This window comes from Bradyrhizobium sp. McL0615, from assembly GCF_049993905.1.
Taxonomy (GTDB): Bacteria; Pseudomonadota; Alphaproteobacteria; order Rhizobiales; family Xanthobacteraceae; genus Bradyrhizobium.
This window is the reverse complement of sequence record NZ_CP188254.1, coordinates 1,257,655-1,283,474: the sequence shown is the minus strand read 5'-3', so window position 1 is coordinate 1,283,474 and position 25,820 is coordinate 1,257,655. Positions and strand designations below refer to the sequence as shown.

The 25,820-nt window shown below is 63.0% G+C and carries 23 protein-coding genes; 12 read left to right on the top strand and 11 right to left on the bottom strand.

The features are described from left to right. Positions 1-15 precede the first annotated feature (15 nt). A complete protein-coding gene (rpmE, locus tag ACPPVP_RS06000; protein ID WP_108514241.1) occupies positions 16-243 on the top strand; it encodes a 50S ribosomal protein L31 in 228 nt (75 codons plus the stop codon). Positions 244-394: 151 nt separating this feature from the next. Here the strand turns inward: rpmE and ACPPVP_RS05995 are convergent, their stop codons facing one another. After that, positions 395-907, bottom strand: coding sequence for a DUF1465 family protein (locus ACPPVP_RS05995; protein WP_426532202.1), 513 nt, complete (start codon positions 905-907; stop codon positions 395-397). 502 nt (positions 908-1,409) lie between these two features. Further along, positions 1,410-1,601 carry a DUF1192 domain-containing protein gene (locus ACPPVP_RS05990; RefSeq protein ID WP_025588173.1) on the bottom strand — a complete coding sequence of 64 codons (192 nt, stop codon included), beginning with the start codon at positions 1,599-1,601 and terminating at the stop codon, positions 1,410-1,412. Between the two features lie 106 nt (positions 1,602-1,707). Here ACPPVP_RS05990 and ACPPVP_RS05985 point away from each other — a divergent pair, with 106 nt between their 5' ends. Next, positions 1,708-2,706, top strand: a complete 999-nt coding sequence (locus tag ACPPVP_RS05985; RefSeq protein ID WP_426532199.1) for an NAD(P)H-quinone oxidoreductase — start codon at positions 1,708-1,710, stop codon at positions 2,704-2,706. 120 nt (positions 2,707-2,826) lie between these two features. After that, positions 2,827-5,703, top strand: coding sequence for an EAL domain-containing protein (locus tag ACPPVP_RS05980; protein WP_426532197.1), 2,877 nt, complete (start codon positions 2,827-2,829; stop codon positions 5,701-5,703). A 96-nt stretch (positions 5,704-5,799) separates the two neighbouring features. On the opposite strand, the gene ACPPVP_RS05975 is transcribed toward ACPPVP_RS05980, so the two are convergent. After that, positions 5,800-6,084, bottom strand: a complete 285-nt coding sequence (locus ACPPVP_RS05975; RefSeq protein WP_426532195.1) for a DUF7662 domain-containing protein — start codon at positions 6,082-6,084, stop codon at positions 5,800-5,802. 133 nt (positions 6,085-6,217) lie between these two features. On the opposite strand from ACPPVP_RS05975, the gene ACPPVP_RS05970 reads away from it, so the two are divergent. After that, a complete protein-coding gene (locus ACPPVP_RS05970; protein ID WP_426532193.1) occupies positions 6,218-7,744 on the top strand; it encodes a sensor domain-containing diguanylate cyclase in 1,527 nt (508 codons plus the stop codon). Between the two features lie 131 nt (positions 7,745-7,875). On the opposite strand, the gene galU is transcribed toward ACPPVP_RS05970, so the two are convergent. After that, entirely contained in the window at positions 7,876-8,757 is an 882-nt protein-coding gene (galU, locus tag ACPPVP_RS05965) for a UTP--glucose-1-phosphate uridylyltransferase GalU (protein ID WP_426532191.1), read from the bottom strand. Between the two features lie 244 nt (positions 8,758-9,001). Between galU and ACPPVP_RS05960 the strand changes: the two genes are divergently transcribed. From ACPPVP_RS05960 to ACPPVP_RS05950, 3 genes are all read left to right on the top strand, one after another. Next, positions 9,002-10,381 (top strand): lytic murein transglycosylase, encoded by a 1,380-nt coding sequence (locus tag ACPPVP_RS05960; protein WP_426532189.1) that lies wholly within the window; start codon positions 9,002-9,004, stop codon positions 10,379-10,381. 205 nt (positions 10,382-10,586) lie between these two features. After that, positions 10,587-12,728, top strand: a complete 2,142-nt coding sequence (locus ACPPVP_RS05955) for a phospholipase D-like domain-containing protein (RefSeq protein ID WP_426532187.1) — start codon at positions 10,587-10,589, stop codon at positions 12,726-12,728. Between the two features lie 167 nt (positions 12,729-12,895). After that, positions 12,896-14,680, top strand: a complete 1,785-nt coding sequence (locus ACPPVP_RS05950; RefSeq protein WP_426532185.1) for a DUF459 domain-containing protein — start codon at positions 12,896-12,898, stop codon at positions 14,678-14,680. Between the two features lie 74 nt (positions 14,681-14,754). Here the strand turns inward: ACPPVP_RS05950 and ACPPVP_RS05945 are convergent, their stop codons facing one another. The 3 genes from ACPPVP_RS05945 to ACPPVP_RS05935 all read right to left on the bottom strand — a co-directional run bounded on the left by ACPPVP_RS05945 (position 14,755) and on the right by ACPPVP_RS05935 (position 16,503). Then, positions 14,755-15,123 (bottom strand): CsbD family protein, encoded by a 369-nt coding sequence (locus tag ACPPVP_RS05945; protein ID WP_426532183.1) that lies wholly within the window; start codon positions 15,121-15,123, stop codon positions 14,755-14,757. Between the two features lie 99 nt (positions 15,124-15,222). After that, positions 15,223-15,957 carry an SDR family NAD(P)-dependent oxidoreductase gene (locus ACPPVP_RS05940; RefSeq protein WP_426532181.1) on the bottom strand — a complete coding sequence of 245 codons (735 nt, stop codon included), beginning with the start codon at positions 15,955-15,957 and terminating at the stop codon, positions 15,223-15,225. Positions 15,958-15,984: 27 nt separating this feature from the next. Next, complete coding sequence (locus tag ACPPVP_RS05935) at positions 15,985-16,503, bottom strand: N-acetyltransferase family protein (protein ID WP_426532179.1); 519 nt, start codon at positions 16,501-16,503, stop codon at positions 15,985-15,987. 98 nt (positions 16,504-16,601) lie between these two features. On the opposite strand from ACPPVP_RS05935, the gene ACPPVP_RS05930 reads away from it, so the two are divergent. Together ACPPVP_RS05930 and ACPPVP_RS05925 are read left to right on the top strand one after the other, a co-directional pair. Then, positions 16,602-17,381 (top strand): SDR family NAD(P)-dependent oxidoreductase, encoded by a 780-nt coding sequence (locus tag ACPPVP_RS05930; RefSeq protein ID WP_426532177.1) that lies wholly within the window; start codon positions 16,602-16,604, stop codon positions 17,379-17,381. A 98-nt stretch (positions 17,382-17,479) separates the two neighbouring features. Next, complete coding sequence (locus ACPPVP_RS05925) at positions 17,480-18,367, top strand: TauD/TfdA dioxygenase family protein (protein WP_426532175.1); 888 nt, start codon at positions 17,480-17,482, stop codon at positions 18,365-18,367. 220 nt (positions 18,368-18,587) lie between these two features. Here ACPPVP_RS05925 and ACPPVP_RS05920 read toward each other — a convergent pair whose 3' ends face one another. Beyond that, the gene (locus ACPPVP_RS05920; RefSeq protein ID WP_426532173.1) at positions 18,588-19,238 is read right to left on the bottom strand and encodes a YqgE/AlgH family protein; all 651 of its coding nucleotides are present in this window, start codon (positions 19,236-19,238) and stop codon (positions 18,588-18,590) included. A 136-nt stretch (positions 19,239-19,374) separates the two neighbouring features. On the opposite strand from ACPPVP_RS05920, the gene ACPPVP_RS05915 reads away from it, so the two are divergent. The 3 genes from ACPPVP_RS05915 to ACPPVP_RS05905 all read left to right on the top strand — a co-directional run bounded on the left by ACPPVP_RS05915 (position 19,375) and on the right by ACPPVP_RS05905 (position 22,878). Then, positions 19,375-20,211: a protein-disulfide reductase DsbD domain-containing protein gene (locus ACPPVP_RS05915; RefSeq protein ID WP_426532171.1), complete on the top strand. Its 837-nt coding sequence runs from the start codon at positions 19,375-19,377 to the stop codon at positions 20,209-20,211. Between the two features lie 226 nt (positions 20,212-20,437). Beyond that, a complete protein-coding gene (locus tag ACPPVP_RS05910) occupies positions 20,438-21,796 on the top strand; it encodes a polysaccharide biosynthesis C-terminal domain-containing protein (RefSeq protein ID WP_426532169.1) in 1,359 nt (452 codons plus the stop codon). A gap of 251 nt (positions 21,797-22,047) precedes the next feature. Then, positions 22,048-22,878: a sulfite exporter TauE/SafE family protein gene (locus ACPPVP_RS05905; RefSeq protein WP_426532167.1), complete on the top strand. Its 831-nt coding sequence runs from the start codon at positions 22,048-22,050 to the stop codon at positions 22,876-22,878. A gap of 120 nt (positions 22,879-22,998) precedes the next feature. Here the strand turns inward: ACPPVP_RS05905 and ACPPVP_RS05900 are convergent, their stop codons facing one another. From ACPPVP_RS05900 to ACPPVP_RS05890, 3 genes are all read right to left on the bottom strand, one after another. Further along, positions 22,999-23,787, bottom strand: coding sequence for a 3-hydroxybutyrate dehydrogenase (locus tag ACPPVP_RS05900; RefSeq protein ID WP_426532165.1), 789 nt, complete (start codon positions 23,785-23,787; stop codon positions 22,999-23,001). Between the two features lie 5 nt (positions 23,788-23,792). Beyond that, positions 23,793-24,968, bottom strand: coding sequence for a DUF3734 domain-containing protein (locus ACPPVP_RS05895; protein WP_426532163.1), 1,176 nt, complete (start codon positions 24,966-24,968; stop codon positions 23,793-23,795). 136 nt (positions 24,969-25,104) lie between these two features. Continuing rightward, positions 25,105-25,653, bottom strand: a complete 549-nt coding sequence (locus tag ACPPVP_RS05890; protein WP_426537693.1) for a CAP domain-containing protein — start codon at positions 25,651-25,653, stop codon at positions 25,105-25,107. Between the last annotated feature and the right edge of the window lie 167 nt (positions 25,654-25,820).

Genomic DNA, 25,820 nt, shown 5'->3' with positions numbered 1-25,820 from the left:
GCCGAAGGATATGCCATGAAAGCCGAAATTCACCCGAATTATCATACGATTACGGTCGTGATGACCGACGGGACCGAGTACCAGACCCGCTCTACCTGGGGCAAGGAAGGCGACAAGCTGAACCTCGATATCGACCCCAAGTCGCATCCGGCCTGGACCGGCGGCTCGCAGCAGCTGCTCGACCGCGGTGGCCGCGTATCGCGCTTCCAGAAGAAGTTTTCGGGCTTCCTCAAGAAGGACTGAAGGGGGCTTCGAACCTCCTTTCCGGCCCAGAAATGCAAAACGCCCCGGTTTGCCGGGGCGTTTTCGTTTGGCAAAGCCCCATCAGCGTCATTGCGAGGCAACGGGGCGGCGCTTCGCGCCGACCCGTTGGCTCGCAATGACGCGGAGAGAGCTACTGCTCGAAGGCCGCCTTCAGGCGGTTGAGCTGCGGCACCAGCGGGTTGCCGATCGGAGCCCGTTCCGCAGGCGGCGTGTGGATCGTGGTGTCGAGCCGGCGGACCCGCGTCTGCAGGCTCATCGAGCGCGCAATCAGATCCTGCAATTGCTGCGGCAGCTTTTCGATCATGTCCTCAGCACCGGGATCGGCGGCCGTGAGCTTGACCTTGGTCTTTTCCCGATTGGCCTGGGTCAGCGTCATCTCGCCTTCCTTGACCGCGCGATGCAGCAGCAGCCAGGACGCGAGCTGCATCAGGCGGGTAGTGAGACGCATGCTTTCGGTTGCGTAAGTCAGGCTGACGGAACGTTCGAGCGCCTTGGCCTCGGTGCGGCCGTCGCCGTCGAGATAGGCGGCGGTTTCCTCAACCAGGTCCATGCCTTCCCGAAACAGAACTCCGAATGCCGCGGAATTGGTGAGCCGCTCGCTGAACAGAACGAGCGCGGATTCGCTTTGCGAACGGTCCGCCATGGTTAACGCCCTCACGCCACTATTGCCCCAACCGGCTGTGAACCACCGGCTTATGATGAACAAATCATTGCGCTTGTCCGGGCGAGAGTCCAGCGGCAACCGGATTTATGGTTTCCAGCGTATGGGGGCACAAAATAGCCGTGCTGCGCACAAAAAAGAGCCGCCGTTTCCGGCGGCTTTTGAAGTTGATAACAGGGAGGCGTCAAACAGAGTGGACAGGAGCCACTCGGTGTCCAAACGAGGACGAGGTCAGTCATAAAGGAGAAAGCTTAATCCTTCGTAAACGAGCGATTTTCTTCAGAGATTATTTGCCATGTCGGCCACTGGCCGAGTTTTCGGATTGACTCCAACTGCTGGTCGTCCCTGCGAACGCAGGGCCCCATAACCACCGGCTATTGTGATTGCGGGAAAGTCGGCCAGCGGCCTGCCAGAAGATGGGCCGCGGCGTATGGGTCCCTGCGTTCGCAGGGACGACGTGATGAAAGCTTGCGGTTCGAAGATCTCACGTCTTGAAAAAACTGTTTGCCGCATCCTTCGACGCACGCTTCTTTGTAACGGCCTGTTGCAGCCGTTCGATTTCCGAATTCATCAGCGCAATGCGCTCGGTCAATTCCTCGACCGACAGCAGCGACAGGTCCTGGCCGATCTCGTGGGTGATTTTCTTCCGCGGCTTGTCGTCATCCTCGATCGCCATGGGCTTCTCCTTGCGCTGGGCGGTCCCCGGAGCGGTTGCCAGCCGGAGCAGGGCTGGCTAATCAGGGGCCGCCTCCAAATTCTTGAGCATTTCGCAAGGACAAATCATGGAAAAGCTGCCCGCGCAAATGACCGTCATCGGCATCAGCAAGCCCGGCGGCCCGGAAGTGCTGTTGCCTGAAACCCGCGCCGTGCCGGTGCCCGGTCCGGGCGAAATCCTGGTCAAGGTGATGGCCGCCGGCGTCAACCGTCCCGACGTCGCACAGCGCTCCGGCGCCTATCCGCCACCGCCCGGCGCCAGCGACCTGCCCGGCCTTGAAATCGCAGGCGAAGTGGTTGCGCTGGGCGCAGGCACGACCAAGCACAAGCTGGGCGACAAGGTGATGTCGCTGGTGGCAGGCGGCGGCTACGCCCAATATTGCATTGCGCAAGACGCCCAGGCGATGGCGGTGCCGGCCTCGCTCTCGATCCAGGAAGCCGGCGCGCTCCCGGAAACGCTGATGACGGTCTGGCACAATGTGTTCGAGCGCGGCGCGCTGAAGCCGGGCGAAACCTTGCTGATCCATGGCGGCTCATCCGGCATCGGCACCATGGCGATCCAGCTGGCGAAAGCGTTCGGTTCGAAAGTGATCGTGACCGTCGGCTCGCAGGACAAGATCGACGCCTGCCTGAAACTCGGCGCCGACCGCGCCATCAACTACAAGACCGAGGACTTCGTCGCCGTGGTCAAGGCGGAGACCAACAATGTGGGCGCCAACCTGATCCTCGACATGGTCGCCGGCGACTATGTCGATCGCAATTACGACGCCGCCGCGGTCGACGGCCGGATCGTGCAGATCGCGACCCTCAACGGACCCAAGGTCACCGTCAACATTGCCAAGGTGATGGTGAAGCGGCTGACCCACACCGGCTCCACGCTACGCCCCCGTACTAATGCGGATAAGGCAGCGATGGTCGCGGCGATCGAGGCCAAGGTTATGCCACTATTGCGCGAAGGACGAGTAAAACCGCTGATGGACAGCTCATTCCCGCTGGAAAAGGCCGCCGACGCGCACCGGCGGATGGAGACCAGCGCACATATTGGCAAAATTGTGTTGGCGGTGTAGCCAATCGCAAGTGGAGCAAAGGCGGAAACCCTTTGATTCGCTTCGCTTTCATGTCATTTATCGCGGCTACGCCGACCCGTTCGCAGGGCCGGGAGAATCGTTGGTCGCGGAGTACTGACATTGCGTCTGATCAGGTGCCTTGCGCTGGTTGCGCTGGGCCTCATGATTGTTGCGGTCGCGCCAGCGGCGCACGCCATTGACGCAGTCAGCGTCCGCAGCGACGCGCCTGCCATCGATCTCACCGCCGTCCTCGACCACCAGCGCAGCGAAACCGACCGCATCCAGGTTTCGACCGCGCCGGGAACTGACGGCATCGTCCGCCGCATCGAGGTCCGCGCCCGCGAGGGTGGGCAGAACTGGGTGGTGTTCGCGCTCGCCAACAACACCGACGACCAGCTCGACCGCCTGATCGTCGCCCCGCATTATCGCATCGTGTCATCAGGCCTGCTGTGGCCCGACCTCGGCCTGTCGCGCATCGCAACCATCACGCCGTCGACCGGTGATCGCCCGGAGCGGCAGGAAAGCGCGACCGCCGACATCTTCCGCATCACGCTCGATCCGGGCGCCGTCATCACCTTCGTGGCGGAACTGCGAACCGACAAGCTGCCGCAGCTCTATCTGTGGGAACCCGACGCCTACAAGGACAAGGTCAACTCGTTCACGCTCTACCAGGGCATCGTGATCGGCATCTCCGGTCTCTTGGCCCTCGTGCTCACCATTCTGTTCGTGGTGAAGGGCAGCATCATGTTCCCGGCTGCCGCAGCCCTTGCCTGGGCGGTGCTGGTCTATATCGGCGTCGATTTCGGCTTCTGGGGCAAGGTGCTCGACATGTCGAACAACGCCGAGCGCGTCTGGCGCGCGGCGGGCGAAGCGATCCTGGCGGCGACGCTACTGGTGTTTTTGTTTGCCTATCTCAATCTCAGCCGCTGGCATGTGCGCTATTCCCACATCACCGTCGGCTGGCTCGCCTTCCTCGGATCGCTGGTGGCGCTGGCACTGTTCGATCCCGCGGTCGCCTCCGGCATCGCGCGCATTTCGCTGGTGCTGATCGCCTTCGCCGGCTTTACGCTGATCGTCTATCTCTCGACGCACGGCTTCGACCGCGCTGTGCTGTTGATCCCGACCTGGTTCCTGCTGGTGGTCTGGGTGATCGCGGCCGGCATGACGGTAGGAGGCTCCGTCACCAACGACATCGTCGGCCCGGCGCTGCTCGGCGGCCTCGTGCTGATCGTGATGCTGATCGGATTTACGGTGATGCAGCACGCCTTCGCCGGCGGTGGCGCCACCACCGGCATCGTCTCCGACGTCGAGCGCCGCGCGCTGGCGCTGACGGGCTCCGGCGACCTGATCTGGGACTGGGACGTTTCCGCCGACAAGGTGTTCACCAGCCCGGAGACCGAAAGCCTGCTCGGGCTGAAACGCGGCACGCTGGAGGGCCCGGCCGCGAAATGGCTCGAGGTGCTGCATCCACTCGATCAGGATCGCTTCCGCGCCGCGCTCGACAGCGTGCTGGACCAGCGCCGCGGCCGGCTGGTTCAGGATTTCCGGCTGCGCACGCCCGACGGCCATTTCATGTGGTTCGCGCTGAAGGCGCGCCCGGTGGTCGGCTCCGACGGCGAAGTTTCCCGCGTGGTCGGTACGCTCACCGATGTCACCGAGATCAAGAACGCCGAAGAGCGCATGCTGCACGACAGCGTGCATGATAACCTCACCGGCCTGCCGAACCGCCGGTTGTTCATGGACCGTCTCGGCGCGGTGGCGAATCTCGCCAAGAGCATGCCGACCCTGCGGCCGACGCTGATGGTGATCGATCTCGACCGCTTCAAGCAGGTCAACGACTCCGTCGGCATCGCGGTCGGCGACTCGATCCTGCTGACCCTGGCGCGGCGGCTGACGCGCATCCTGAAACCCCAGGACACGCTGGCGCGGCTGGCCGGCGACCAGTTCGGCCTGATCCTGTTGTCGGAGCAGGATCCGGCGCGCATCACCGCGTTCGCCGAAACCATCCGCAAGACCATCCGCGCGCCGATCGCCTTCAACGACCGCGAGATCTTCCTGACCGCCTCGATCGGACTCGCGCTGTCGGATCCGCAGACGCAATTGACCGAGGAGATCATCAAGGACGCCGAGCTTGCGATGTATCACTCCAAGCGGATCGGCGGCGATCGCATCGACGTCTACAAGCCCGCGATGCGCGCCCGCAAGACCGACCGCCTGACGCTGGAAAGCGAACTGCGCCGCGCCATCGAGCGGCAGGAAATCACCATTCTGTACCAGCCGATCGTGCGGCTGGAAGATCGCTCGATCGCGGGCTTCGAGGCCTTGGCGCGCTGGGACCATCCAAAACTCGGCCGGATGTCGCCGTCGGAATTCATCTCGATTGCCGAGGAAATCGGCCTGATCGTCGACCTCGGCATGTTCGTGCTCGACCAGACCGCGCGGCAGCTTTCGGTGTGGCAGCGCGCGATGCGCTCGCGCGAGCCGATCTTCGCCTCCGTCAACGTCTCCTCACGGCAGTTGCTGCGCCACGATCTGATCCACGACATCCGCACCGTGCTGTCACGTTCCTCTGTGGCGCGCGGCACGCTGAAACTGGAACTCACGGAATCGCTGGTCATGGAGAACCCGGAGCACGCGGCGCAAATGCTGACGCGGATCCGCGAACTCGGCACCGGACTGTCGCTCGATGATTTCGGCACCGGCCATTCCTCACTGGCCTATCTGCAGCGTTTTCCGTTCGACACCATCAAGATCGACCAATCGTTCGTGCGCACCACCAGCCGCGGCACGCGCCCCGTGATCCTGAAATCGATCATCGCGCTCGCCCACGACCTCGGCATGGACGTGGTGGCGGAAGGCGCGGAGACGGATTCGGATGCGGTCGAGCTCTATCAGCTCGGCTGTGAATACGCGCAAGGCTTTGCCTTCGGCGAACCGATGGACGCCGACGCCGCGATGCGGCTACTCACGGAAGAACGGCTCGAAGCGGCGAGCTAGTCTCCTCGTCGCCCCTGCGAAAGCAGGGGCCCATACGCCGCGGCTTTTCCGTGAAGCGATGTGGCTAATAGCCTTCGCAATAACAACGCCCAGTGGTTATGGGTCCCCGCGTTCGCGGGGACGACGGCGGTCCTGCGGCATCTTCTTGAACTTCACGCTCTTGCCGTCCGCCTGCCGCGTCGCGATGTAGCCGGCTTGGAGACAGGCCTCGCGCTGCGGCATCTTCTCCTGCGGGCTGCGCTCGGTTTCCCACCAAGACGCCCGATGCGCGGCGCGCGGCAGCGCTCCGTCGAGGATCTCCTCGATCTGTTCGAAGCTCAGCACGAATTCGGGAAGTTTCTGCTTCTTCAGATAGTCCCGCAGCAGGTCGTAATCGTTCACCCGTGTCTCCAATGGCGATTTGCAGAAAACCGTCGCTCCCGGCAACCAAGCGTTAACTGATTATCCTATCGCTGTCGCCGTTTAAGCCCGCAACAACAAATCCGGCCGCATACCGGAAAGCTTGGAGCGGTCTATGTTATTCGGACGGCAAAGCGACGTGACCGGAAAGGGCTGGTTCAGGAAACACTCCGGCCGCCGGCCCTGGCGGCTGTCCGCGAAGCTGTTGATCGTGTCGTCGATCGCGACCGTGATCGGCTTCTCCGCGATTTGCACCAGCGTCATGCTCGACATGCGCCGCGGCGAGGAAGAGCTCGCACGCCAGACCCTGGAAAATCTCGCCGCCGGCATCGATGCCGACATCAGCCGCAATATCGAACTGTACGATCTGTCGCTGCGCGCCGTCGCCAGCAACCTGGTGATGCCGGAGATCAAGGGCGTCAGCAAGGAGATCCAGCACCTGATCCTGTTCGATCATGCCGCCACCGCCAAGCATTTCGGCGTGATCCAGGTGTTCGACGCGCAGGGCAGACTGACGCACGATGCGGCAAGTCTCGATCCAGCGCCGGAGAACCGCGCCGACGAGGAGTATTTCCAGGTCCATCGCGTCAATCCAGATGTAGGCCTGTATATCAGCCGCCCGATGTTGCGCCGCGGCGCCTATTCGATCGTGCTCAGCCGGCGCATCACCGGTGCCGATGGTGGTTTTCTCGGCGTTGTAGTGGGCTCGATCCGCTTCACTTATTTCCATGACCTGTTCGGCCGGCTAACCCTCAACCCCGGCGATACGATCACGGTGCTGCGCCGCGACCGGATGATCATCATGCGGACACCGTTCGACCTCGAGGTCATCGGGAAGAATCTGGCGGAGCGGCCAAGCTGGCGCGCGGAAAATCTGAAGGAAGGCACGACCTATGCCGGCGTCGGGCCGGTCGATCCGACACCGCGGCTCTACGTGCGAAGCGGCAGCACAGGCCTGTTCTTTGTCGTAGTCGGAAAGCCGCTGGCGAGCATCCTGAACCTTTGGCACCGGGAAGTGCTGCGGATCGGCGCGATCATGCTGGTGCTGATCCTGTTCGTGGTCGGTACCACGCTGTTCCTCGCGCGCGAGATCGGCCGCCGCGCCGAGGCCGAGGACAGACTGGAAGAGATGGCAACCACCGATTCACTCACCGGCCTGAAGAACCGGCGCAAATTCGATGCCGAAATCGATCAGGAGTGGCGGCGGGCGGCGCGGAGCGAGACTCCCGTCGCGGTGCTGATGATCGATGCGGATCACTTCAAGGCCTACAACGACACCTACGGACACCAGGCCGGCGACCAGGTGCTGGTCGGCATCGCGATCTGCATTTCGGACGCGGTGCGGCGGTCGGGCGACTGTCCGGCGCGCTACGGCGGCGAGGAATTCGCGGTACTCCTGCCCGGCCTCTCGGCGGTGGAAGCGTTCACCGTCGCCGAAATCATCCGCCTCAAGGTCGAACAATGGGCGGAAGACCCCAGCGTGACGACCGTTAGTGTCGGTGTGGCGAGCATGACGCCCACCGGACCGTTGAGTTGGCCCGACCTGATCGAAGCTGCCGACAAGGCGCTCTACGCCGCCAAAGCCAATGGCCGCAACCAGTCGGTGGTCGCCGCGATCCCGCAGCTCGCACTGGTGGCGTGAGGCGCTCACCACCGCACCGTCGTCATTGCGAGCGAAGCGAAGCAATCCATGCTGCGGCGTATGCTGAGCGATGGATTGCTTCGTCGCTTACGCGCCTCGCAATGACGGGGCGAGCAGCGGCGCCCCATTCCTCACTTCTCCAGATACCTCTTCATCTCCGCGCGCAAGCCGTCGCGAAGGTCGTCGCGCGCCATGCCGTAGGCGATGTTGGCGCGCAGGAAGCCTGACTTCGAGCCGCAATCGTGCCGCTCGCCCTCGAACTCCACGCCGTAGAAGCTTTGCGTTCTGGCGAGGGTTTTCATCGCATCGGTGAGCTGGATCTCGTTGCCCGCGCCGCGCTCCTGGGTTTCCAGGATCTTGAAGATTTCCGGCTGCAGGATGTAGCGCCCGGTGATCGACAGGTTTGACGGCGCGGTGCCCTTCGGCGGTTTCTCCACCATGCCGTCAACCTCGAACATGTTCTTGGCGAGCCGCTTGCCGACGCCGCAGATGCCGTATTGATGGGTGAGATCGTCGGGCACCGGCTCCACCGCGAGCAGATTGGATTTGCCACCGAGTTTTTCGGCGGCCTCGATCATCTGCTTCAGGCAACCCGGGCTGTTCAGCACCAGTTCGTCCGGCAGCACCACCGCGAACGGCTCGTCGCCGACGATGTCGCGCGCGCACCAGACCGCGTGCCCGAGTCCGAGCGGCGCCTGCTGGCGGGTGAAACTGGTGGCGCCGGCCTCGGGCTGGTCGCGCGCCAGAATGTCCTGCTCGGCCTTCTTGTTGCCGCGCGCGGCCAGCGTGGTGTCGAGTTCGAACATCCGGTCGAAATGATCCTCGATCACGCCCTTGTTGCGCCCTGTGACGAAAACGAAATGCTCGATGCCGGCCTCCTTGGCCTCGTCGACCACGTACTGGATCAGCGGCTTGTCGACGATGGTCAGCATTTCCTTCGGCATCGCCTTGGTGGCGGGCAGGACGCGGGTGCCGAGACCGGCGACCGGGAAAACGGCTTTACGGATTTTCATGGGATCTCGTGGGCCTTGCTATTGAGAAACGCTGGAAATGAGGAAAGTGCTTAGATTGCACGTTGATAGCCGGTTTTCAGCCGCGAACAAAGGCGGATGTATGATGATCGTTAAGCCTGCCCTTGCGCGCGGCGGGCGCGACAACAAAATCCCCTCTGTTAAGTTATTGGAAACCGTGACAGGGCCTTCTGCCACGGGGTTGGTTGCGATGGACGGACACGGCATGGGTTTGACGAACCGAGCGATGGGCAATCGAACCGGCGCGATTCTAATCGCGGCGGCGCTGGCTTGTTCCAGTCAGGCCGCTTTTGTCAGCCCTTCTCATGCTCAATCCTCCGGCAACGGGATTTCGAACTTTTTGGACAACATCTTCTCCAGTCCAAAATCCGGCCCGGCGCCGCAGGCCGCGTCCGGCCCGGACGGCGGTCCGCCACCCTGGAGCGGCGAGGACGGCGCCTCCGGCCATCCGCTGATGACGGCTTCCGCGATCCGGGAGGCTGCGGCGAACTTTCAAAATTGCGTCACCGCGATGTGGCCTGATGCCGCACGGCGCAACATCAACCAGGAAAATTTCGAGCGCTTCACCGCAGGTCTCACGCCTGATCTGCGCATCATGGACCTGATGGATTCGCAGCCCGAATTCACCAAGGCGATCTGGGACTATCTCGACATCCTCGTGAACGACAACCGCCTCGCCAAGGGGCGGGAGATCCTGGCAAAGTACAAGCCGCAATTCGACGCGGCGGAAAAAGCCTACGGCGTCGACCGCTACGCGATCGCTTCTATCTGGGGCATCGAGTCGAATTACTCGACACAGATGGGCGACCGCAACGTGGTGCAGTCGACGGCGACGCTGGCCTGCGTCGGTCGCCGCCAGGCCTATTTCAAGGACGAATTCCTCACCGCGCTGGAAATTCTCAACCGCGGCGATCTGCGTCCCGAACAGATGCGCGGCTCCTGGGCCGGCGCGTTCGGGCCGACCCAGTTCATGCCGACCGCCTTCAAACGCTACGCCGTCGATGGCGACGGCGACGGCCGCCGCGACGTCGTCGACAATGCCGCCGACCTGATCGCCTCCACCGCCAACAACCTCAAGAAGGACGGCTGGCAGACCGGCCGGAGCTGGGGCTACGAGGTGGTGCTGCCGGAGGGCTTTAATTTCATGCTGGCGGACAAGGCCAAGGCGATGACGATCGCGCAGTGGCAGCAACAGGGAATGAAGCGGGCCGACGGCAAGCCGTTCCCTGACGCAACCGAGAAGGCCTATCTGCTGGCGCCGGCCGGCGCGCAGGGGCCCGGTTTCCTGATGCTGCAGAACTTCCGCGTGATCATGAAATACAACCCGGCCGAGGCCTATGCGCTGGCCATCGGCCATTTTGCCGACCGCTTGCGCGGCGGGCCGCCGTTTGTGCAGCCCTGGCCACGGCAGGAACGGGTGCTGTCGCGCGCCGAACGGCTGGAACTGCAGCAGCTTTTGGCCCAGCGCGGCTTCTACAAAGGCACACCGGACGGCCAGTTTGGCGGCCAGACGCGGGAGGCGCTACGCGGCTTCCAGGCCTCGATCGGGACGCCGGCGGACGGATTCGCCTCCTCCGACGTGCTGGAGCGGCTGCGGGGCCGCTAGGGCTAATCAGGCGCCCCTGCGCCTGCCGTTCGCTCTGCGGCGCCGGATCGAAGGCACTGCCTGTCACACGATTGTATCAATTAGCTCACACACATCGTGGTTGAAGGCGGATATTATGCCGCGAGCATTGCCCCTCTAAAACCTTTTCGATCTGCCGAGACGGCAGGCGTAGCCCATCCCCGCGAAAATCGATCGGGAGATCGCCATGGCCAAAGTCATTGAAGCCCGCGCTTTTTGTAACAATGAAGTCGCCTATCTGGCGTGGAAAACCGACGGCAAGATCAAGGACTGCCTCGGCTTCATGATCACCCGCATCAATCTCGACACCGGCGAACGGCGGCTGTTGCCGGCATGGGTCGCCTTCAACACCCAGTCCAACCCGCAATTCGAAGAACAGGACACCAGTGTCTGGCCGATCCAGAAATTCTCCTGGCGCGATCTTACCTTGCGACGCAGCCGCAACACGCTGCAGGTGCGCGCGCCCTTCCGCGCCAAATACGAGATCGTTCCGGTCGGGCCGGAAGCGCCGGGCCGGGTGGCGGTGCCGCCCTCACCGACCGCGCAACCTGGCAAATACAAGGGCGCTCCGATTCCGATGTTCGTTTGCGGCGAGGCCGGCGAGACCAACGAATTCAGCGTGACGGACAATTTCGGTGACGTGTCGGCCGTCTTCAACAACGGAATCCTGTCGACACAGAACCTGCGCAAGCAGCTCGAGACCAAGGACGGCGAAGCGCCGACCAAGCCGCAGATCGACGCCCATATCAAAAAGCCCGGCGATCCGATCCGTACATTCCTTGCCGGCGACGTGCTGCCGGCGCTCAAATCAATGTTCACGCGCGCGGAACAGGTAGACGGCACGCTGCACCTCGCTTTGTACGAGCTGGAGGATACTGAACTGGTCGACCTGCTGGTGCAGAACCAGGCGCGGCTGAATCTCATTCTCTCGACCGCCGGCAGCAAGACGACGAAGGCGAAGCCGGCCAGCATGCCCGCCGCGGCGAAAGCCATGGTCAAGAGATCGAAGCCGATCAAGAACGCCACAAAAAAGAAATCCATCGCGACCCTGGCCAAGAAGTCAGCGAAAAAAGTAAGTGCGGCGAAGAAAGCTGGCGCAGTGAAAAAAGCCGCCAAGAAAGCCGTGAAGAAAACGACAAAGAGCAGCGCCGCCAAGCCGAAAAACGTCACCATATGGGATGTCACGAATGCCGCCGCGCGGGCCAAGCTCTCGGCCCTGATGGGTGACCGGCTTCAGAACCGGATGTTCAACAACTCGGCCCATATCGGACATAACAAGTTCGCGGTCCTGCTCGACAGCAACGGCAAGCCGATCGTCGTGTGGTCGGGCAGCACCAATTGGACCAAGACCGGCCTGTGCGCCCAGTCCAACAATACGATCATCGTCGAATCCGACGCCGTCGCGAAGGCCTATTTCGATTATTGGACGCGGCTGCATGCCGACAAACTACCGATGCCAAAGCCGCTCAGCGCGCCGCTTAACTCTGATCAGGGCCTGGCGCTGCGCACGGCGGACGCGACGCCGAGTTCGGCAATGCTCGACAATGGAAAAACCAAAATCGATCTCTGGTACTCGCCCAATACGCCGAAGACCGGAACGCCGCAAACCCGCACCGTGCCGCCCGACCTGCAATTCGTGTTCTCGCTGATGAAGCAGGCCAAGGATGCGATCTTCTTCCTGGTGTTCAACCCCGGACGGACCGATGCCGAAGGCGAAGACGTCAACACCGTCGTATCCGCCGGCATCGATTTCGGCCGGCTCGATCCTGATCTCACCGTGTTCGGCGCGATCAGCGATCCGACCGCGCTGCCCGGATTCGTCGCGCCGCCGAAGGACCAGCCCAAGGACGCGCCGAAGATTCCGCCTCCAGCCATTTTCAGCCCGGCGGGTGTTCCGAACGTGCTGATGATCCGCGCCGCCGCCATCAAGGACCTGGTCGGCGATTTTCAGCGCGAACTGCTGAGCGCCGGCCACGCCATCATCCATGACAAGATCGTCGTCATCGATCCGATGTCGGAGACCGACTGCGTGGTGATCACCGGCAGCCACAATCTGGGGTTCAAGGCTTCCTATGCCAATGACGAGAATATGCTGGTGTTGCGCGGCAACAGGCCTTTGGCGCTTGCCTACACGACCCACGTGCTCGACATCTATGACCACTATAAATTCCGGGCCGTCCTGGAACAGCAGACGCGCGAAATCATGCTGAAGGGCAAACCGGCTCCCAAGCGGCCGACCGGCAAGGGGTTCCTGCAGACCACCGATCAGTGGCAAGATCCCTATATTTCCGGCCAAAAGGGCAAAGAACTGGCCTATTTCCTTCGATAGGGCGGCCGACATGCCGTTTTGGCGGCCCACTAACCCCAAAATCAACAATTGGGCGGGCACCCTTGACGGCGAAGCGGCAACGCCGATTTATGGGGAAAATCTGCCCGCTTGCGGCCCGATTCCGCTACTATATTTGACACATCACGATCCATTGCGACCGAGCCCGGATGCGAAAGCCAAAATCCTTTTTGCGCGTGTTCACCGATACCGGCCCGCTGGCTGTGCTCGCGGTCGTGATCGCGTTTCTGGTCGGGATCGCGGGACCGGCTTCCGCGCAGTTTTTCAATTTCGGCGGCTTCGGCGGCCCGCCGCAGCGCCAAGCGCCGCAGCGTGGTGGCGGCGGCTGGTTTGGCGGCGACTTCTTCCAGCCATTCCAGCAATCGCCGTCCCAGCAGCAGGCGCCGCGCCAGGATTTCTCCCGCGCGCCCGGACCGGCCAAGCGCGACAGCGTGGCGGAACGTAACGTGCTGGTGCTGGGCGACGCCATGGCCGACTGGCTCGGCTACGGTCTAGAAGACGCCTATGCCGAGCAGCCCGACATGGGCGTGATCCGCAAGCACAAGACCCTCTCCGGCCTGATCAAGTATCAGCCGCGCGGCGAGCCCGCCGATTGGACCGCGGCGGCCAAGGCCATTCTCGCCACCGAAAAGCCCGACGCCATCGTCGTCATGCTCGGCCTCAACGATCGCGTGGCGATCCGCGAGGCGGTCACCGAGAAGAAGACCGACAAGAAAGACGACAAGAAGGACGCGCGCGGCAAGCCGGACGCCACCAAGCCGGCGGACGCAAAGCCGAAGCCCGAAAGCGCGGCTGATGCTGCCAAGGCCGATGCTGGCAAGGCTGATGGAGCCAAGGCAGACACCGCCAAGGCTGATACCGCGAAGCCTGATACCGCGAAGGCTGACGATGCCGAGGACGATGATGCGCCGCAAGCCGCAGCCCCCGAGAAGAGCGCGCGCGCGAGCGGCGGTCTCTACGAGTTTCGCGATGAGCGGTGGGTCGAACTTTACGCCAAGAAGATCGAAGAACTGGTTGGCGTGCTGAAATCCAAGGGCGTGCCGGTGTTGTGGGTCGGCCTGCCTGCGATCCGCGGGCAAAAGGGAACGTCCGACCTGCTGTTCCTGGATGCCCTGTACCGCGACGGGGCCGGCAAGGCCGGCATCACCTATGTCGATGTCTGGGATGGCTTTGTCGACGAAGGCGGCCGCTTCATGCAGAGGGGTCCCGACTTCGAGGGCCAGCCCCGCAAGTTGCGTTCTGACGACGGCGTCTTCTTCACCAAGGCCGGCGCGCGCAAGCTTGCGCATTATGTCGAGCGTGAGGTGACACGCCTGCTTGCTGCCCGTTCCGGGCCGATCGCCGTGCCGATCGAACCGGCAACGCCCGAGGTCAATGTCGCGCCCGGCCAGCCGGCGCCGCGTCCCCTTGCCGGGCCGGTCATGCCGCTGGTGGCCTCTTCCGTCGGCACCGATCAGTTGCTCGGCGGTCCCGGCTCGCGCCCCGCCGGGGTCGATGCGCTCGCTGCACGCACGCTGGTGAAGGGTGAAGCGCTGGCCCCGCCAGCGGGCCGCGCCGACGATTACGCCTGGCCTCGCCGGGAAATCGGCCGCGAGCAGGCCAAGGGCGATACGCCGTTAGCCGCCGTATCGCCGCCGAGCGGACCGGTGGCGCCAGTGCCCGGACAGAAGCAGCTCTTGCTTCCGCCGCCGCAGCAAACCTTACAGCAACAAAAGAGGCAGCCGCAGCAGACGGTGCCGATGCAGATTCGGCCGGCGCAGAACAACGCTCCGTCGCTGCGCGATTTCTTCGGGGGCTTCGGCCCGGCGCCGCGTCAGTCTGCGCCGCCTGCGGCCGCACCGCCGCGTGGACCCGTGGCTCCGGGCGTACCGCGCCCGCCGGGTAGTGTCGGCCGATCGGCCGAAGTCCCGCCAGGCAATCTCACGCGATTCTGACGCTTCACGATGAGACGCGCGTTTCCCCGCGATGCATTGCATCGCCGGGCAAACCAATAAAGACCGTTTTAGCCTTAATAGCGCCAGCGCTGCGGCGGGCGGCGCGGCGGGCGTGTCATCAACAGTGCCAGCGCAAAGCCAATTCCACCTGCGACCAACAAAGCGCCGAGCGGATTATCCTGCACGGTTTTCGCCACTGCCTGCTGGCCGCTGCGAACGGTGTCGCCGCTGTTATCATAGGCGTCCTTGGCATAATTGACGGCGGCGTCGGTAGCGTCGCGGGCGGCATCCTTGGCCTGGCCGTAGAGATTTTGCACCGTGCCGGCGGCTTCGCGCGCGCGGCCCTCGGCTTGCGTCTTCGCATCGCCAGCCAAGTCGCCGACAGTGCTTTCGACCTTGCCCGCAAAATCCTTGGCCGAGCCGGCAATCCGATCCTTGTCCATCGGGTCTCTCCTGTTTTCCCTGTATTTCGTGGGGGCTAACCGGCGAGACCCGTTAGGGTTCCTGAAGCGATCGAAATGCCTGGCTTCAGAACGCTTGGCTCAAAGTATAAGCCCGCCATCGACCACGATGGTCTGCCCGATGATGTAGGACGACAGCGGCGAGGCCAGGAACAGCGCCGCGCCGGCCATGTCGGCGGGCGTGCCGAGTCGCTTCAGCGGAATCCGCTCCAGCGCCCCTTCGAGGCGTTTAGGATTTGATGTCGTGGCCTTGGTCATCTTGGTGTCGACCAGGCCGGGCGCGATGCCGTTGACGCGAATACCGTTCTCGGCCCAGGCCTCGCCGAGCGTGCGCGTCAAGCCGACCGCGCCGGTCTTCGAGGCGTTATAGGCCGGATTGCCCATGGTGGAGTGATAGGCGGCGGTCGAACTGACGATGATCAGCGAACCTTTGCTGGCGCTCAGCATCGCCTGAAACCTGGTTGCGCACGCCATCAGGCTCATCAAATTGACTTCCAGGACTTTACGAAAGCCATCCATCTCGAATTCGCCGCGGCGGTAGATCACCGCGCCCTGCGCCAGCACCAGCACGTCCAATTTTTCAAACGGCGGCTTCAAGGCCTCGATCGCCTGCGCGTTGCTGACGTCGAGCTGGAAATAGTCGAGCCCTTCGAGATGCGATCCTTCGTCGGGCGAATAGTCGGCAGCGCTCGCGCGGGTGCCGCAGACGGCGACATTCGCGCCTTTGGCGCGGAAGGCCTGCGCGATGCCGTTACCGATGCCGCTGGAGCCGCCGACCACCAGCACCTGCTTGTCGCTGAAATCCAGTTCGTTCATCGCTCGCGATCCTTCTTTTGTTGGGCTTTAGCTTAAGCCTTCGTCGAGGAATTTGACCATCAGAACCTCGTCGTAATATCGCCCGTCATGTTTGAGCGCTCGCTTTTCATGGCCATACGCGACAAAGCCCATCGCTTCATAAAGCCGGCGTGCGGCTTCGTTCTCGCTCACCACGGTCAACTGAACCATCTCCACGCACCCGCGCGCATGATCGAGAACGGCCGCGACAAGCATTTTTCCAAGCCCGGATTTTCGCGCAGCGCTTCGAACATACATCGCCCAAAGCAATCCCTTATGCGCGTGCTTCGTACCTTCCTGCGCGGCAAATCCGGCTATTCCCATAAGCCGCCCGTCAAGGAATCCGCCGAAGATATCCGCACGGCCAATGGCCGCCTCGAACCACGACAGCGGTTGCGCGTTTTCTTTCTCGAACGTGCTGCCGAAAGCCTCGGGATATTTCTGGAGTGCTTCCAGCCGGATCTCCCGGTAGAGAGCCGCGTCAGCAGGCTGCAGGCGACGTATCTGCGGGCCGCCAATATTGGTCACGATTGCACCTCGCTCGGCTTCGTTTGACCTGTCTGCGGATCGGTGCCAGCCTTGTCAATCCTTCCAGCGCGCCCAGCCTTCATCGTCGGGATCTTATCATGTCAGATTTCAAGCAGCTCAGCCGCTCGGTCAAAGGCCTGACCATTCTCGTCACCGGCGCCGCCAGCGGCATGGGCCGCGCCACGGCGCGTGTCTTCGCCGCCGAGGGCGCCAATGTGGCGGTTACCGACCTCAACGTCGAGGCGACGCAGGCCGTCGCCGGCGAGATTACCGAAAAAGGCGGCTCGGCAAAGGCATGGGTTCTCGATGTCGCTAAACCGCAGGACATCATCAAGGTCGTGAATGACGCGGCAGCACATTTCGGCTCCCTCGACATCGTCATCAATAATGCCGGTATCTCCATGCGCATGCCGATCGACGACGAAGGGTATGACGCCGGCTGGGACAAGGCGCTGGCCGTGATGCTGACCGCCCATCCACGCATCATCCGCGCTGCGCTGCCGCATCTTCGCCGGTCGAAGTGCCCGCGCATTGTCAATATCGCATCGACCGAGGCGCTTGGCGCCACCGCAACCGTCAGCGCCTACTCCGCCGCGAAAGGCGGCGTGACGAGCCTGACGCGCTCGCTCGCCGTCGAGCTCGGCCGCGAGGGCATCACCGTGAACTGCATCTGCCCGGGCCCGATCCGCACTGCGATCACCGAGCGGATTTCCGAAGAGCACAAGGCGGTTTACGCCAAACGCCGCACCGCTCTCGGCCGCTATGGCGAGCCTGAGGAAGTGGCGCACATGACGTTGAGCCTGTGCCTGCCGGCGGCCTCCTTCCTGACCGGCGCCGTGATCCCCGTGGACGGCGGGCTGATGGCACGAAACGCGTAGCGGGCATGCGTCCGCGGCGTTGACTTGGACATTTCGGGGAGTAATTTTTCTTACAAAGAGAGCGGGACGATCCGCCCGCCGCTTTCAGGAGAGACGCCATGACGGTCACGATCCGGCAGCTTCATCCACATTTTTTCGGCGAGGTTTCGGGCGTTGATTTGCGAAAGCCCCTGACGGCGCAGGAAGCGGCCGACATCGAAGCCGGCATGGACAAATATGCCGTGCTGCTGTTTCGCAACCAGGACATCACGGACGAACAGCAACTGGCCTTTGCGCTGAATTTCGGCGACCGTGAGAAGGCGCGGGGCGGCACCATCACCAAGAAGGAAGACTATCGGCTCACCTCGGGGCTGAATGACGTTTCCAATCTCGGCAAGGACGGCAAGCCGCTGCCGCGCGACAACCGCACCCATCTGTTCAATCTCGGCAACTGCCTATGGCATTCCGACAGCTCGTTCCGCCCGATCCCGGCAAAATTTTCGCTATTGTCGGCGCGGGTGGTGAACCCCAAGGGCGGCAACACCGAATTCGCCGACATGCGCGCGGCCTATGACGCGCTCGACGACGACACCAAGGCCGAGATCGAGGAGATGATCTGCGAGCATTCGCTGATGTATTCGCGCGGCTCGCTCGGCTTCCTGGATTATACCGACGAAGAGAAAGCGATGTTCAAGCCGGTGTTGCAGCGGCTGGTGCGGACCCATCCGGTGCACCGCCGCAAGTCGCTGTATCTGTCATCGCATGCCGGCGCGATTCAGGGCATGAGCATGCCCGAAGCGCGGCTGCTGCTGCGCGATCTCACCGAGCACGCCACGCAGCCGGCATTCGTCCACGTCCATAAATGGACGTTGCATGACCTCGTGATGTGGGACAATCGCCAGACCATGCACCGCGTCCGCCGCTACGACCAGTCGCAGCCCCGCGACATGCGGCGCGCGACGGTGGCCGGCACCGAACCGACGGTGCAGCAGCAGGCGGCGGAGTAGGTTTCCCCGGACCATCGTCGTCCCTGCGAACGCAGGGACCCATACCGCGTGATTTATCGAGAAGACTTGGTGGATGACGCTCTGCGCTCGTCAATTCGGCGCCGGGAATTGCTGAGCCGACGCCGTCGACTTTCCTGCCCCATACTTCGGCCGCGGCGTATGGGTCCCTGCGTTCGCAGGGACGACAGCGCGGTTGTTGCGACCGCAAGCGGAATCGGAGCTATGCGTGCCCGGCCTCGTTCGACAGCATGCCGGGATCGATGCCGATTTTCCGCAGCGCGCGCTGGTATTTCTCTTCGACGTCGTCGCCGAAGATCAGCTCCGGATCGGCATCGCAATGCAGCCAGCCATTGTGCTGGATCTCGTTCTCAAGCTGGCCCGGCGCCCAGCCGGCATAGCCCAGCGCCAGGATCGCGTGTTTGGGTCCGGTGCCCTTGGCGATCGCCTTGAGGATGTCCACCGTCGCCGTCAGGCAGATGCCGTCGTCAATATTGAGCGTCGCGTCCTTGATGAAGAAATCGCTCGAATGCAGCACGAAGCCGCGGCCGGTATCGACCGGGCCGCCCTTGAGCACCTGCATGCTCTCGGCGTTTTCCGGCAGCTTGATCTGGTCGGCCTTCTCGATGATGTCGAGCTGCACCAAAAGTCCGGGAAAATCGATGCTGCCGGCCGGACGGTTGACGATGATGCCCATCGCCCCTTCCGACGAATGCGCGCACATGTAGATGACGGAGCGCTCGAAGCGCGGATCGCCCATGACCGGCATTGCGATCAGCAGCTGGCCGTCCAGATAACCGTCGCCAGACGAATTGTCGCCAATGCCGGCGGCTTTGCGGCGAACGGGCTTCGGTGTTTTGCCTTCAGGGCTCATCCGCAAAGGCCTCTCTTGCTGATTGCATATCCTGATATCGGGTTGGGTTTCTGTCAATCAAGCTTCCGGCATCATTCGGCGGCCGATCACACGCAATTCAATGGTTTGCTGCGAAACTTGCCTGTAAAGACGTCCCATGATCGTGATGGTTCCCCTGCGCGCCGCGCTCGGCGTTGCCGCCCTGTATGCCGTATGTGCCACGTCGGAAGTTCGCGCCGAGGATGCCTCGCCGTGGCAACGCGACACCCATTCCGCGGTCCGGCTGCTGGCGGGATCGCGCAGCGGTACGGTGCTGCTCGGCGGCGTTGCCATCCAGCTGCAGCCGGGATGGAAGACCTATTGGCGGACGCCCGGCGATTCCGGCGTCCCGCCCCGCTTCGATTTCTCCAAATCGGACAATGTCGAAGCCGTGACCGTGCTGTGGCCGGCACCGAAGAAATTCGACGACGGCGCCGGCGGCACCGCGCTGGGATACAAGCAGCAGGTCGTGCTGCCGTTGCGGATCGTCGCCAAAAATGCCGACAAGCCGGTGACGCTGCGCGCCCACGTCAGTTATGCCGTCTGCGACAAGCTCTGCATTCCGGTCGAAGCCCAAGCCGAACTCGCGTTTGCCAGCGTCGCAAGTACCGAGGACGGTAACCTGTCCGATGCGCTCAATACCGTGCCGAAGCCCGCCAATATCGGTGACCCCAATCCGCTGACCATCCGCGACGTCAAGCGCGACGGAAAGAACAACGTGCTGGTCGACGTGATCGCGCCCGAGGCCAAGGAGGTCAGCCTGTTCGTCGAGGGGCCGACGCCGGACTGGGCGCTGCCGGTTCCCAAGCTGGTCGAGCAAAGCCCGCCCGGCGTCAAACGCTTTACCTTCGAACTCGACGGCTTGCCGCCTGGCGCCAGCGCCGAAGGCGCCGCGCTCAAATTGACGCTGGTCGGCGGCGACCGGGCCTATGAATTTAATGTCAGTTTGAATTAGCTTCTCGTCGTTCCTGCGAACGCAGGAACCCATACCGCGTGATCCCTCGATCATGGCGTGATGGCCAATACCTTTCGCCCAATGAATGCCGGAGGCTATGGGTCCCTGCGTTCGCAGGGACGACGCCCCGGGCCCCCCATCCAACCGAATCTTAACGAATGGTTGATACATCCGAACATCGCCGCCGCCTCGCGGCGCGTTTCGGGGATGCACCCTTGTGGCCGTGATGGATACGCAATCCGCAACCGCCCCGCCTGCCGGCGTGATCGCGCGCCTGCGTGGGCTGCTCGGCGGCTCCAGTGAGGCCTCCGTCACCAGGCGGCTGGCCGGCACCATCTTCATCATCCGCGTCTTCAGCGCAGCGCTCGCCTATTTCGCGCAGATCCTGCTGGCGCGCTGGATGGGCGGCTCGGATTACGGTGTCTATGTCTATGTCTGGACCTGGGTGCTGCTGCTCGGCAGCATGATGGATTTCGGCATCTCGGCCTCCGCGCAGAAGATCATCCCGGAATATCGCACCCGCGGCGAGCACGCCCTGCTGCGCGGCTTCCTCTCCGGCAGCCGCTGGATCACGTTCGCCGTCTCCTCCATCGTCTCGCTGCTGCTGGCGGGCGTGGTGAAGGGATTGTCGCCGTGGATCGACGCCAACGCGATCGTTCCCCTCTATATCGGCTGCCTGACGCTGCCGGCGTTTGTCGTCGCCAACACCCAGGACGGCATCGCCCGCTCGCATGACTGGATGCGGCTCGGCCTGATGCCGCAATTCATCGTGCGGCAGTCGCTGATCATCGGCTTGACCGCCGGCGCCTTCGTGCTCGGTTTCAATCTCGGCGCCACCGCCGCGATGTGGGCCAGCGCCGCCGCGGTATGGATCGCGATGATCGGCCAGATGATCTTGCTGAACCGCAGGCTCGGCGGCCACATCGAGCCTGGCCCCAAGGCCTATGATTTCCGCGGCTGGCTTGCGGTCTCGCTGCCGATCCTGATGGTCGAAGGGTTTTATCTGCTGCTGTCCTACACCGACGTGCTGGTGCTGCAGCAGTTCCGCTCCTCCGAGGAAGTCGGCGTCTATTTCGCCGTGGTGAAGACGTTGGCGCTGGTCTCCTTCATTCACTATGCGATGGCGGCGACGACGGCGCATCGCTTTGCCGAGTATCACGCGCAGGGCGACAAGCCGCGGCTGTCTGCCTATGTGGCGCACGCGATCCAGTGGACGTTCTGGCCGTCGCTGGCCGCCACCATTTTACTGCTGGCGCTGGGCAGGCCGATATTGTGGCTGTTCGGGCCGCAATTCGTGGTCGGCTACGATATCATGTTCATTGCCGCGATTGGTCTTGTCGTGCGATCCGCCATCGGTCCAGTCGAACGGCTGCTCAACATGCTCGGCCACCAGCACATCTGCGCTATGGCCTATGCGCTCGCCTTCGTCATGAACCTCGTGCTGTGCCTGATGCTGGTGCCCCGCTTCGGCGGCCATGGCGCAGCGGCCGCGACCTCGATCTCGCTGGCGTTCGAGACGGTGCTGCTGTTCTGGATCGTGCGCCGGCGGCTCGGACTGCACGTGCTGGCGTTCGGCAAGCGCTGATCCCTGAAATCAATAGGACAGCAAACGCGCCACATCGCGCCGGCCACTTCGGGATCGGGAATGGCCGGCCATCGGCGCCCCGCGATCGCCGCATTTGAGGCCTCAGAACGTCACCATCCTCGTATCGGCATAGGAGAGACAATATCCGGCGATTCCGACCGCGCGCATAAAGCATTCTTGTTTCGCTCAATCAGGACGCCCAAGCCGGCATTGCTGTATAGTCGGTCGAAATCAGAGATTTGGCCCTGGAAATGATTGATCCTCTCTACGTTGCATCGGGATTCGGCGTCGGCCTGCTGGTCGGGATGACCGGCGTCGGCGGCGGCTCGCTGATGACGCCGTTGTTGATCCTGATGTTCGGCGTCCATCCGTCGACCGCTGTCGGCACCGATCTGCTATACGCCGCCGCGACCAAGACCGGCGGCAGCCTGGTGCATGGCTGGTCACAGAGCATTCACTGGCCGGCAGTACTGCGTCTCGCCAGCGGCAGCATCCCGGCGAGTGTCATCACCTTGCTTGTGCTGTGGCAGCTCGAACTCAACGGGGAGGCCGCGCGCAGCCTGGTCAATCTGGTGCTGTGCTTTGCGCTCATTCTCACGGCGACATCGTTGATCTTCCGCAAGGCGATCATGGATCGATACCGCCGGCGCATGGAACGGCTCGGCGCCTCGACGACCGGCTACGCGACCGTGGTGGTCGGCGTGGCACTCGGGGTGCTGGTCTCGATTTCGTCCGTGGGCGCCGGCGCCGTCGGCGTCACCGCGCTGCTGCTGCTCTATCCGCGCCTGCCGATGGCGAGCATCGTCGGCTCCGACATCGCGCACGCCGTGCCGCTGACGCTGGTCGCGGGCATCGGCCACTGGGCGCTCGGCTCGGTCGACTGGGCGCTGATGGGCGTGCTGCTGATAGGCTCGCTGCCCGGCATCATCATCGGCAGTTACTGCGCGGTTCGCGTGCCGGAGACGGTGCTCAGGCTGCTACTGGCCAGCGTTCTGATCCTGGTCGCCGGCAAACTTGGCGTCAACGAGTTGCACTTGTCGACGGCGAGCGTCGCGGCGATTGCCAAGAGCGCCTCGCACTAGGGCATCCGTGACGCCCTAGATTCTTTTTTGACGCGTCTTCTTTACGCGAGCCGGCACCCACTTCGCTCGAAAACGCTAAGGGGTTGTGGGTGCGCGCTCCCGGAGAGCCGTCCGCAATTCCTATTCCGCAGTCCAGCCACCGTCGATCGACAGATTGGCGCCGGTGATCTGGGCGGCATCGTCGCCGCACAGGAACAGCGCTAACGCTGCGACCTGTTCCGAGGTCACGAACTCCTTGGTCGGCTGCGCGTCGAGCAGCACGTCCTTGATGACCTGCTCCTTGGTCATGTTGCGCGCCTTCATGGTCTCGGGAATCTGCTTCTCGACCAGCGGCGTCCAGACATAACCCGGGCTGATGCAGTTGCAGGTGATCTTGAAGGTCGCGAGCTCCAGCGCCACCGTTTTTGTCAAGCCGGCGATGCCGTGCTTGGCCGAGACATAGGCCGACTTGAACGGCGAAGCGACCAGCGAATGGGCGGACGCCGTGTTGATGATGCGGCCCCAGCCGCGCTTCTTCATGCCGGGCACCGCGGCGCGGATGCCGTAAAACGCCGACGACAGGTTGATGGCGATGATGGCTTCCCACTTCTCCGGCGGAAACTCCTCGATCGGCGACACGAACTGGATGCCGGCATTGTTGACGAGGATATCGACGGAACCGAACGTCTTCTCGCCGAGCGCGATCATTTCGGCGATCTCGGCGGGCTTGGTCATGTCGGCGGGCGAATGCACCGCGCGCACCTTGAAATCGGTCTCGATGCCGGAACGCTCGCGCTCGATATCGGCCGGCACGCCCATGCCGTTGAGGACGACATTGGCGCCGGCGGCGGCGAAAGCACGCGCGTAAGCCAAACCGATGCCACTGGTCGAGCCGGTCACGACGGCGGTTTTGTCTTTTAACGTACCCATTCCATTCACTCCTGCTTGGCTCCGGGGGACTTGGGAACATCCCCCGACATATCGTACGCCTTCATGCTCTCGCCGGATTGCGGGCGCTCCAACACATCCTTGTGACGCATCGACTGATGAACGTCGCGGACGCCCGCGTTCCAGTGCTCGACCATGGCGACATGTGAAAAATCGTAATCCTTGGAATTTGTCTCGTAATTCTTGCCCTTGTAGATCAGGTGTACGACCGTAACGGTGTTTTCCTTCGAAGCCTGGCGCAGGAATTCGACCGACGGATCGTTCTGCAAATGATCCGGCAATTTGCCGAGCAGATCGCGCACCGCCATGCGCGCGTTGTGGATCTGCTTGTTCTTGTCGGTACTCATGCGGGTGCGGCTGGAATAACGGATGTCCTTTTCCCGCTCGGCGGCATCGAGCAGCGACTCCGGCAGTTGCCCGCGCGCACTGAACAGATCGACCTGGAAGATCAGGAGGTCGCGCCTGAACTCTTCCTCCAGCACGAAATCGAGCGGGGTGTTCGAGGCGATGCCGCCATCCCAGTAGTGTTCGCCTTCGATGACGATGGATGGAAAGCCTGGCGGCAGCGCACCGGAGGCCATGATGTGCTCCGGCCCGATCTTCTTGCCGAGCTGCCTGAACTCGAAATTGTCGAAATATTTCAGATTGCCCGAGGTCACGCCGACCGCGCCGACGCTGAGCCGCGTCTTCAGATCGTTGATGCGATCGAAGTCGACCAGCCGCTCCAGCGTCTTCTTCAGCGGCGCGGTGTCGTAATAGCTCTGCGATTGCGGGCTGCCGGGTGGCCACAAGGGCGCGGGCGGAAGGCGCGGCGCGAAGAAGCCGGGCACGCCAAAGGTCGCGATCAGCGCGGCTGAGGTTTCGTTGAACAGCGAGCGCGCCCGGTCGCCCGGCGTTACCGGACTCCACGACACCGGAGACGACACCATCTCCCAGAATTCCTTGAGGCGATCGACGCGGCTTTCCGGCCCGTTGCCGGCAATGATCGCCGCATTGATGGCGCCGATCGAAATGCCCGCGACCCATTCCGGTTCGAAGCCTGCGCGACACAGCGCCTGAAAGGCGCCGGCCTGATAGGAGCCGAGCGCGCCACCACCCTGCAGAACCAGTACGCGCTGCGCTTTGGCAGGTGTGGTTGCGGGCGCGGGGTTTGAATGATCCATCGTGACCATCGATCAGTGGGCAGAGAGGTCGGCACCGTGGCGGCAGTTCGCGACGGCGTCAATCGGCGAGATCGAAGCAAGGATCACGCCGAGTTTACCGCCCTGGGAGGCATCCAAGCCCGTAGCCGGACCTGCTTCAGGTTGATGCAAGGATGAGCGTCCAAAACACCTTGTATTTGGTGTTTGGAGCATAAGTCGCCGCGATGCCCAATTTTGTGACACCGTTTTTGAGCATGTTGGCCTTGTGTGGCGGCGAGTCACGCCAGCCAGAGAAGGCCTCGGCCAGCGTGTGGTATCCGGCCGAGATGTTTTCGACAGCAACCGTCGCCGGATAGCCGGAGGACCCTAGCCGCTTGTCCAGCGGGCCCTTCACATTGTGGTCCATCTTGTTGCGGGCCGCCATCGCTTGCGACTGCTGCTCCGCGAGCCTGGTCAGCTCGGGATCGACCACCACGGTGCCGAGGCCGTTGTTCTGGCGGTATTGCGAGATCATGATCGCCGCGGCGACCTGATCGAGCGTGGCGCCAGGCTGCGCCATGTCGAGATACATGGACGGCTGATCCGGAATTTTGACGTCTGCCGAGCAGCCGGCAAGCAGCAAAAGCCCGATAATGGCGGTGGTCGCCCGTTTCAATGAAAGAATCCCCCAAGAATCCCAAAAGGCTGGATGCGGCCGTTGTTGCATACCAACCGTGGCTGAATGGTGAACGGGGGACGGATTCTGGCCGGTAGCAGCCCCCACCGCTGTCATCGTCCGCGTAGGCGGACGATCCAGTATTCCAGAGACGGCAGTGATCGAATCGATAGGCCGCGGCGTACTGGATACCCCGCCTTCGCGGGGTATGACGGCGG

Coding starts and splice junctions, on each gene's coding strand:
- ACPPVP_RS05910 (WP_426532169.1), top strand. CDS start 20,438: ATGGATACGCAATCCGCAACCGCCCCGCCTGCCGGCGTGATCGCGCGC.
- ACPPVP_RS05940 (WP_426532181.1), bottom strand. CDS start 15,957: ATGAACGAACTGGATTTCAGCGACAAGCAGGTGCTGGTGGTCGGCGGC.
- ACPPVP_RS05945 (WP_426532183.1), bottom strand. CDS start 15,123: ATGGACAAGGATCGGATTGCCGGCTCGGCCAAGGATTTTGCGGGCAAG.
- ACPPVP_RS05955 (WP_426532187.1), top strand. CDS start 10,587: ATGGCCAAAGTCATTGAAGCCCGCGCTTTTTGTAACAATGAAGTCGCC.
- ACPPVP_RS05890 (WP_426537693.1), bottom strand. CDS start 25,653: ATGCAACAACGGCCGCATCCAGCCTTTTGGGATTCTTGGGGGATTCTT.
- ACPPVP_RS05905 (WP_426532167.1), top strand. CDS start 22,048: ATGATTGATCCTCTCTACGTTGCATCGGGATTCGGCGTCGGCCTGCTG.
- ACPPVP_RS05950 (WP_426532185.1), top strand. CDS start 12,896: ATGCGAAAGCCAAAATCCTTTTTGCGCGTGTTCACCGATACCGGCCCG.
- ACPPVP_RS05960 (WP_426532189.1), top strand. CDS start 9,002: ATGGGCAATCGAACCGGCGCGATTCTAATCGCGGCGGCGCTGGCTTGT.
- ACPPVP_RS05930 (WP_426532177.1), top strand. CDS start 16,602: ATGTCAGATTTCAAGCAGCTCAGCCGCTCGGTCAAAGGCCTGACCATT.
- ACPPVP_RS05970 (WP_426532193.1), top strand. CDS start 6,218: ATGTTATTCGGACGGCAAAGCGACGTGACCGGAAAGGGCTGGTTCAGG.
- ACPPVP_RS05985 (WP_426532199.1), top strand. CDS start 1,708: ATGGAAAAGCTGCCCGCGCAAATGACCGTCATCGGCATCAGCAAGCCC.
- ACPPVP_RS05915 (WP_426532171.1), top strand. CDS start 19,375: ATGATCGTGATGGTTCCCCTGCGCGCCGCGCTCGGCGTTGCCGCCCTG.
- rpmE (WP_108514241.1), top strand. CDS start 16: ATGAAAGCCGAAATTCACCCGAATTATCATACGATTACGGTCGTGATG.
- ACPPVP_RS05920 (WP_426532173.1), bottom strand. CDS start 19,238: ATGAGCCCTGAAGGCAAAACACCGAAGCCCGTTCGCCGCAAAGCCGCC.
- galU (WP_426532191.1), bottom strand. CDS start 8,757: ATGAAAATCCGTAAAGCCGTTTTCCCGGTCGCCGGTCTCGGCACCCGC.
- ACPPVP_RS05925 (WP_426532175.1), top strand. CDS start 17,480: ATGACGGTCACGATCCGGCAGCTTCATCCACATTTTTTCGGCGAGGTT.
- ACPPVP_RS05900 (WP_426532165.1), bottom strand. CDS start 23,787: ATGGGTACGTTAAAAGACAAAACCGCCGTCGTGACCGGCTCGACCAGT.
- ACPPVP_RS05995 (WP_426532202.1), bottom strand. CDS start 907: ATGGCGGACCGTTCGCAAAGCGAATCCGCGCTCGTTCTGTTCAGCGAG.
- ACPPVP_RS05895 (WP_426532163.1), bottom strand. CDS start 24,968: ATGGATCATTCAAACCCCGCGCCCGCAACCACACCTGCCAAAGCGCAG.
- ACPPVP_RS05990 (WP_025588173.1), bottom strand. CDS start 1,601: ATGGCGATCGAGGATGACGACAAGCCGCGGAAGAAAATCACCCACGAG.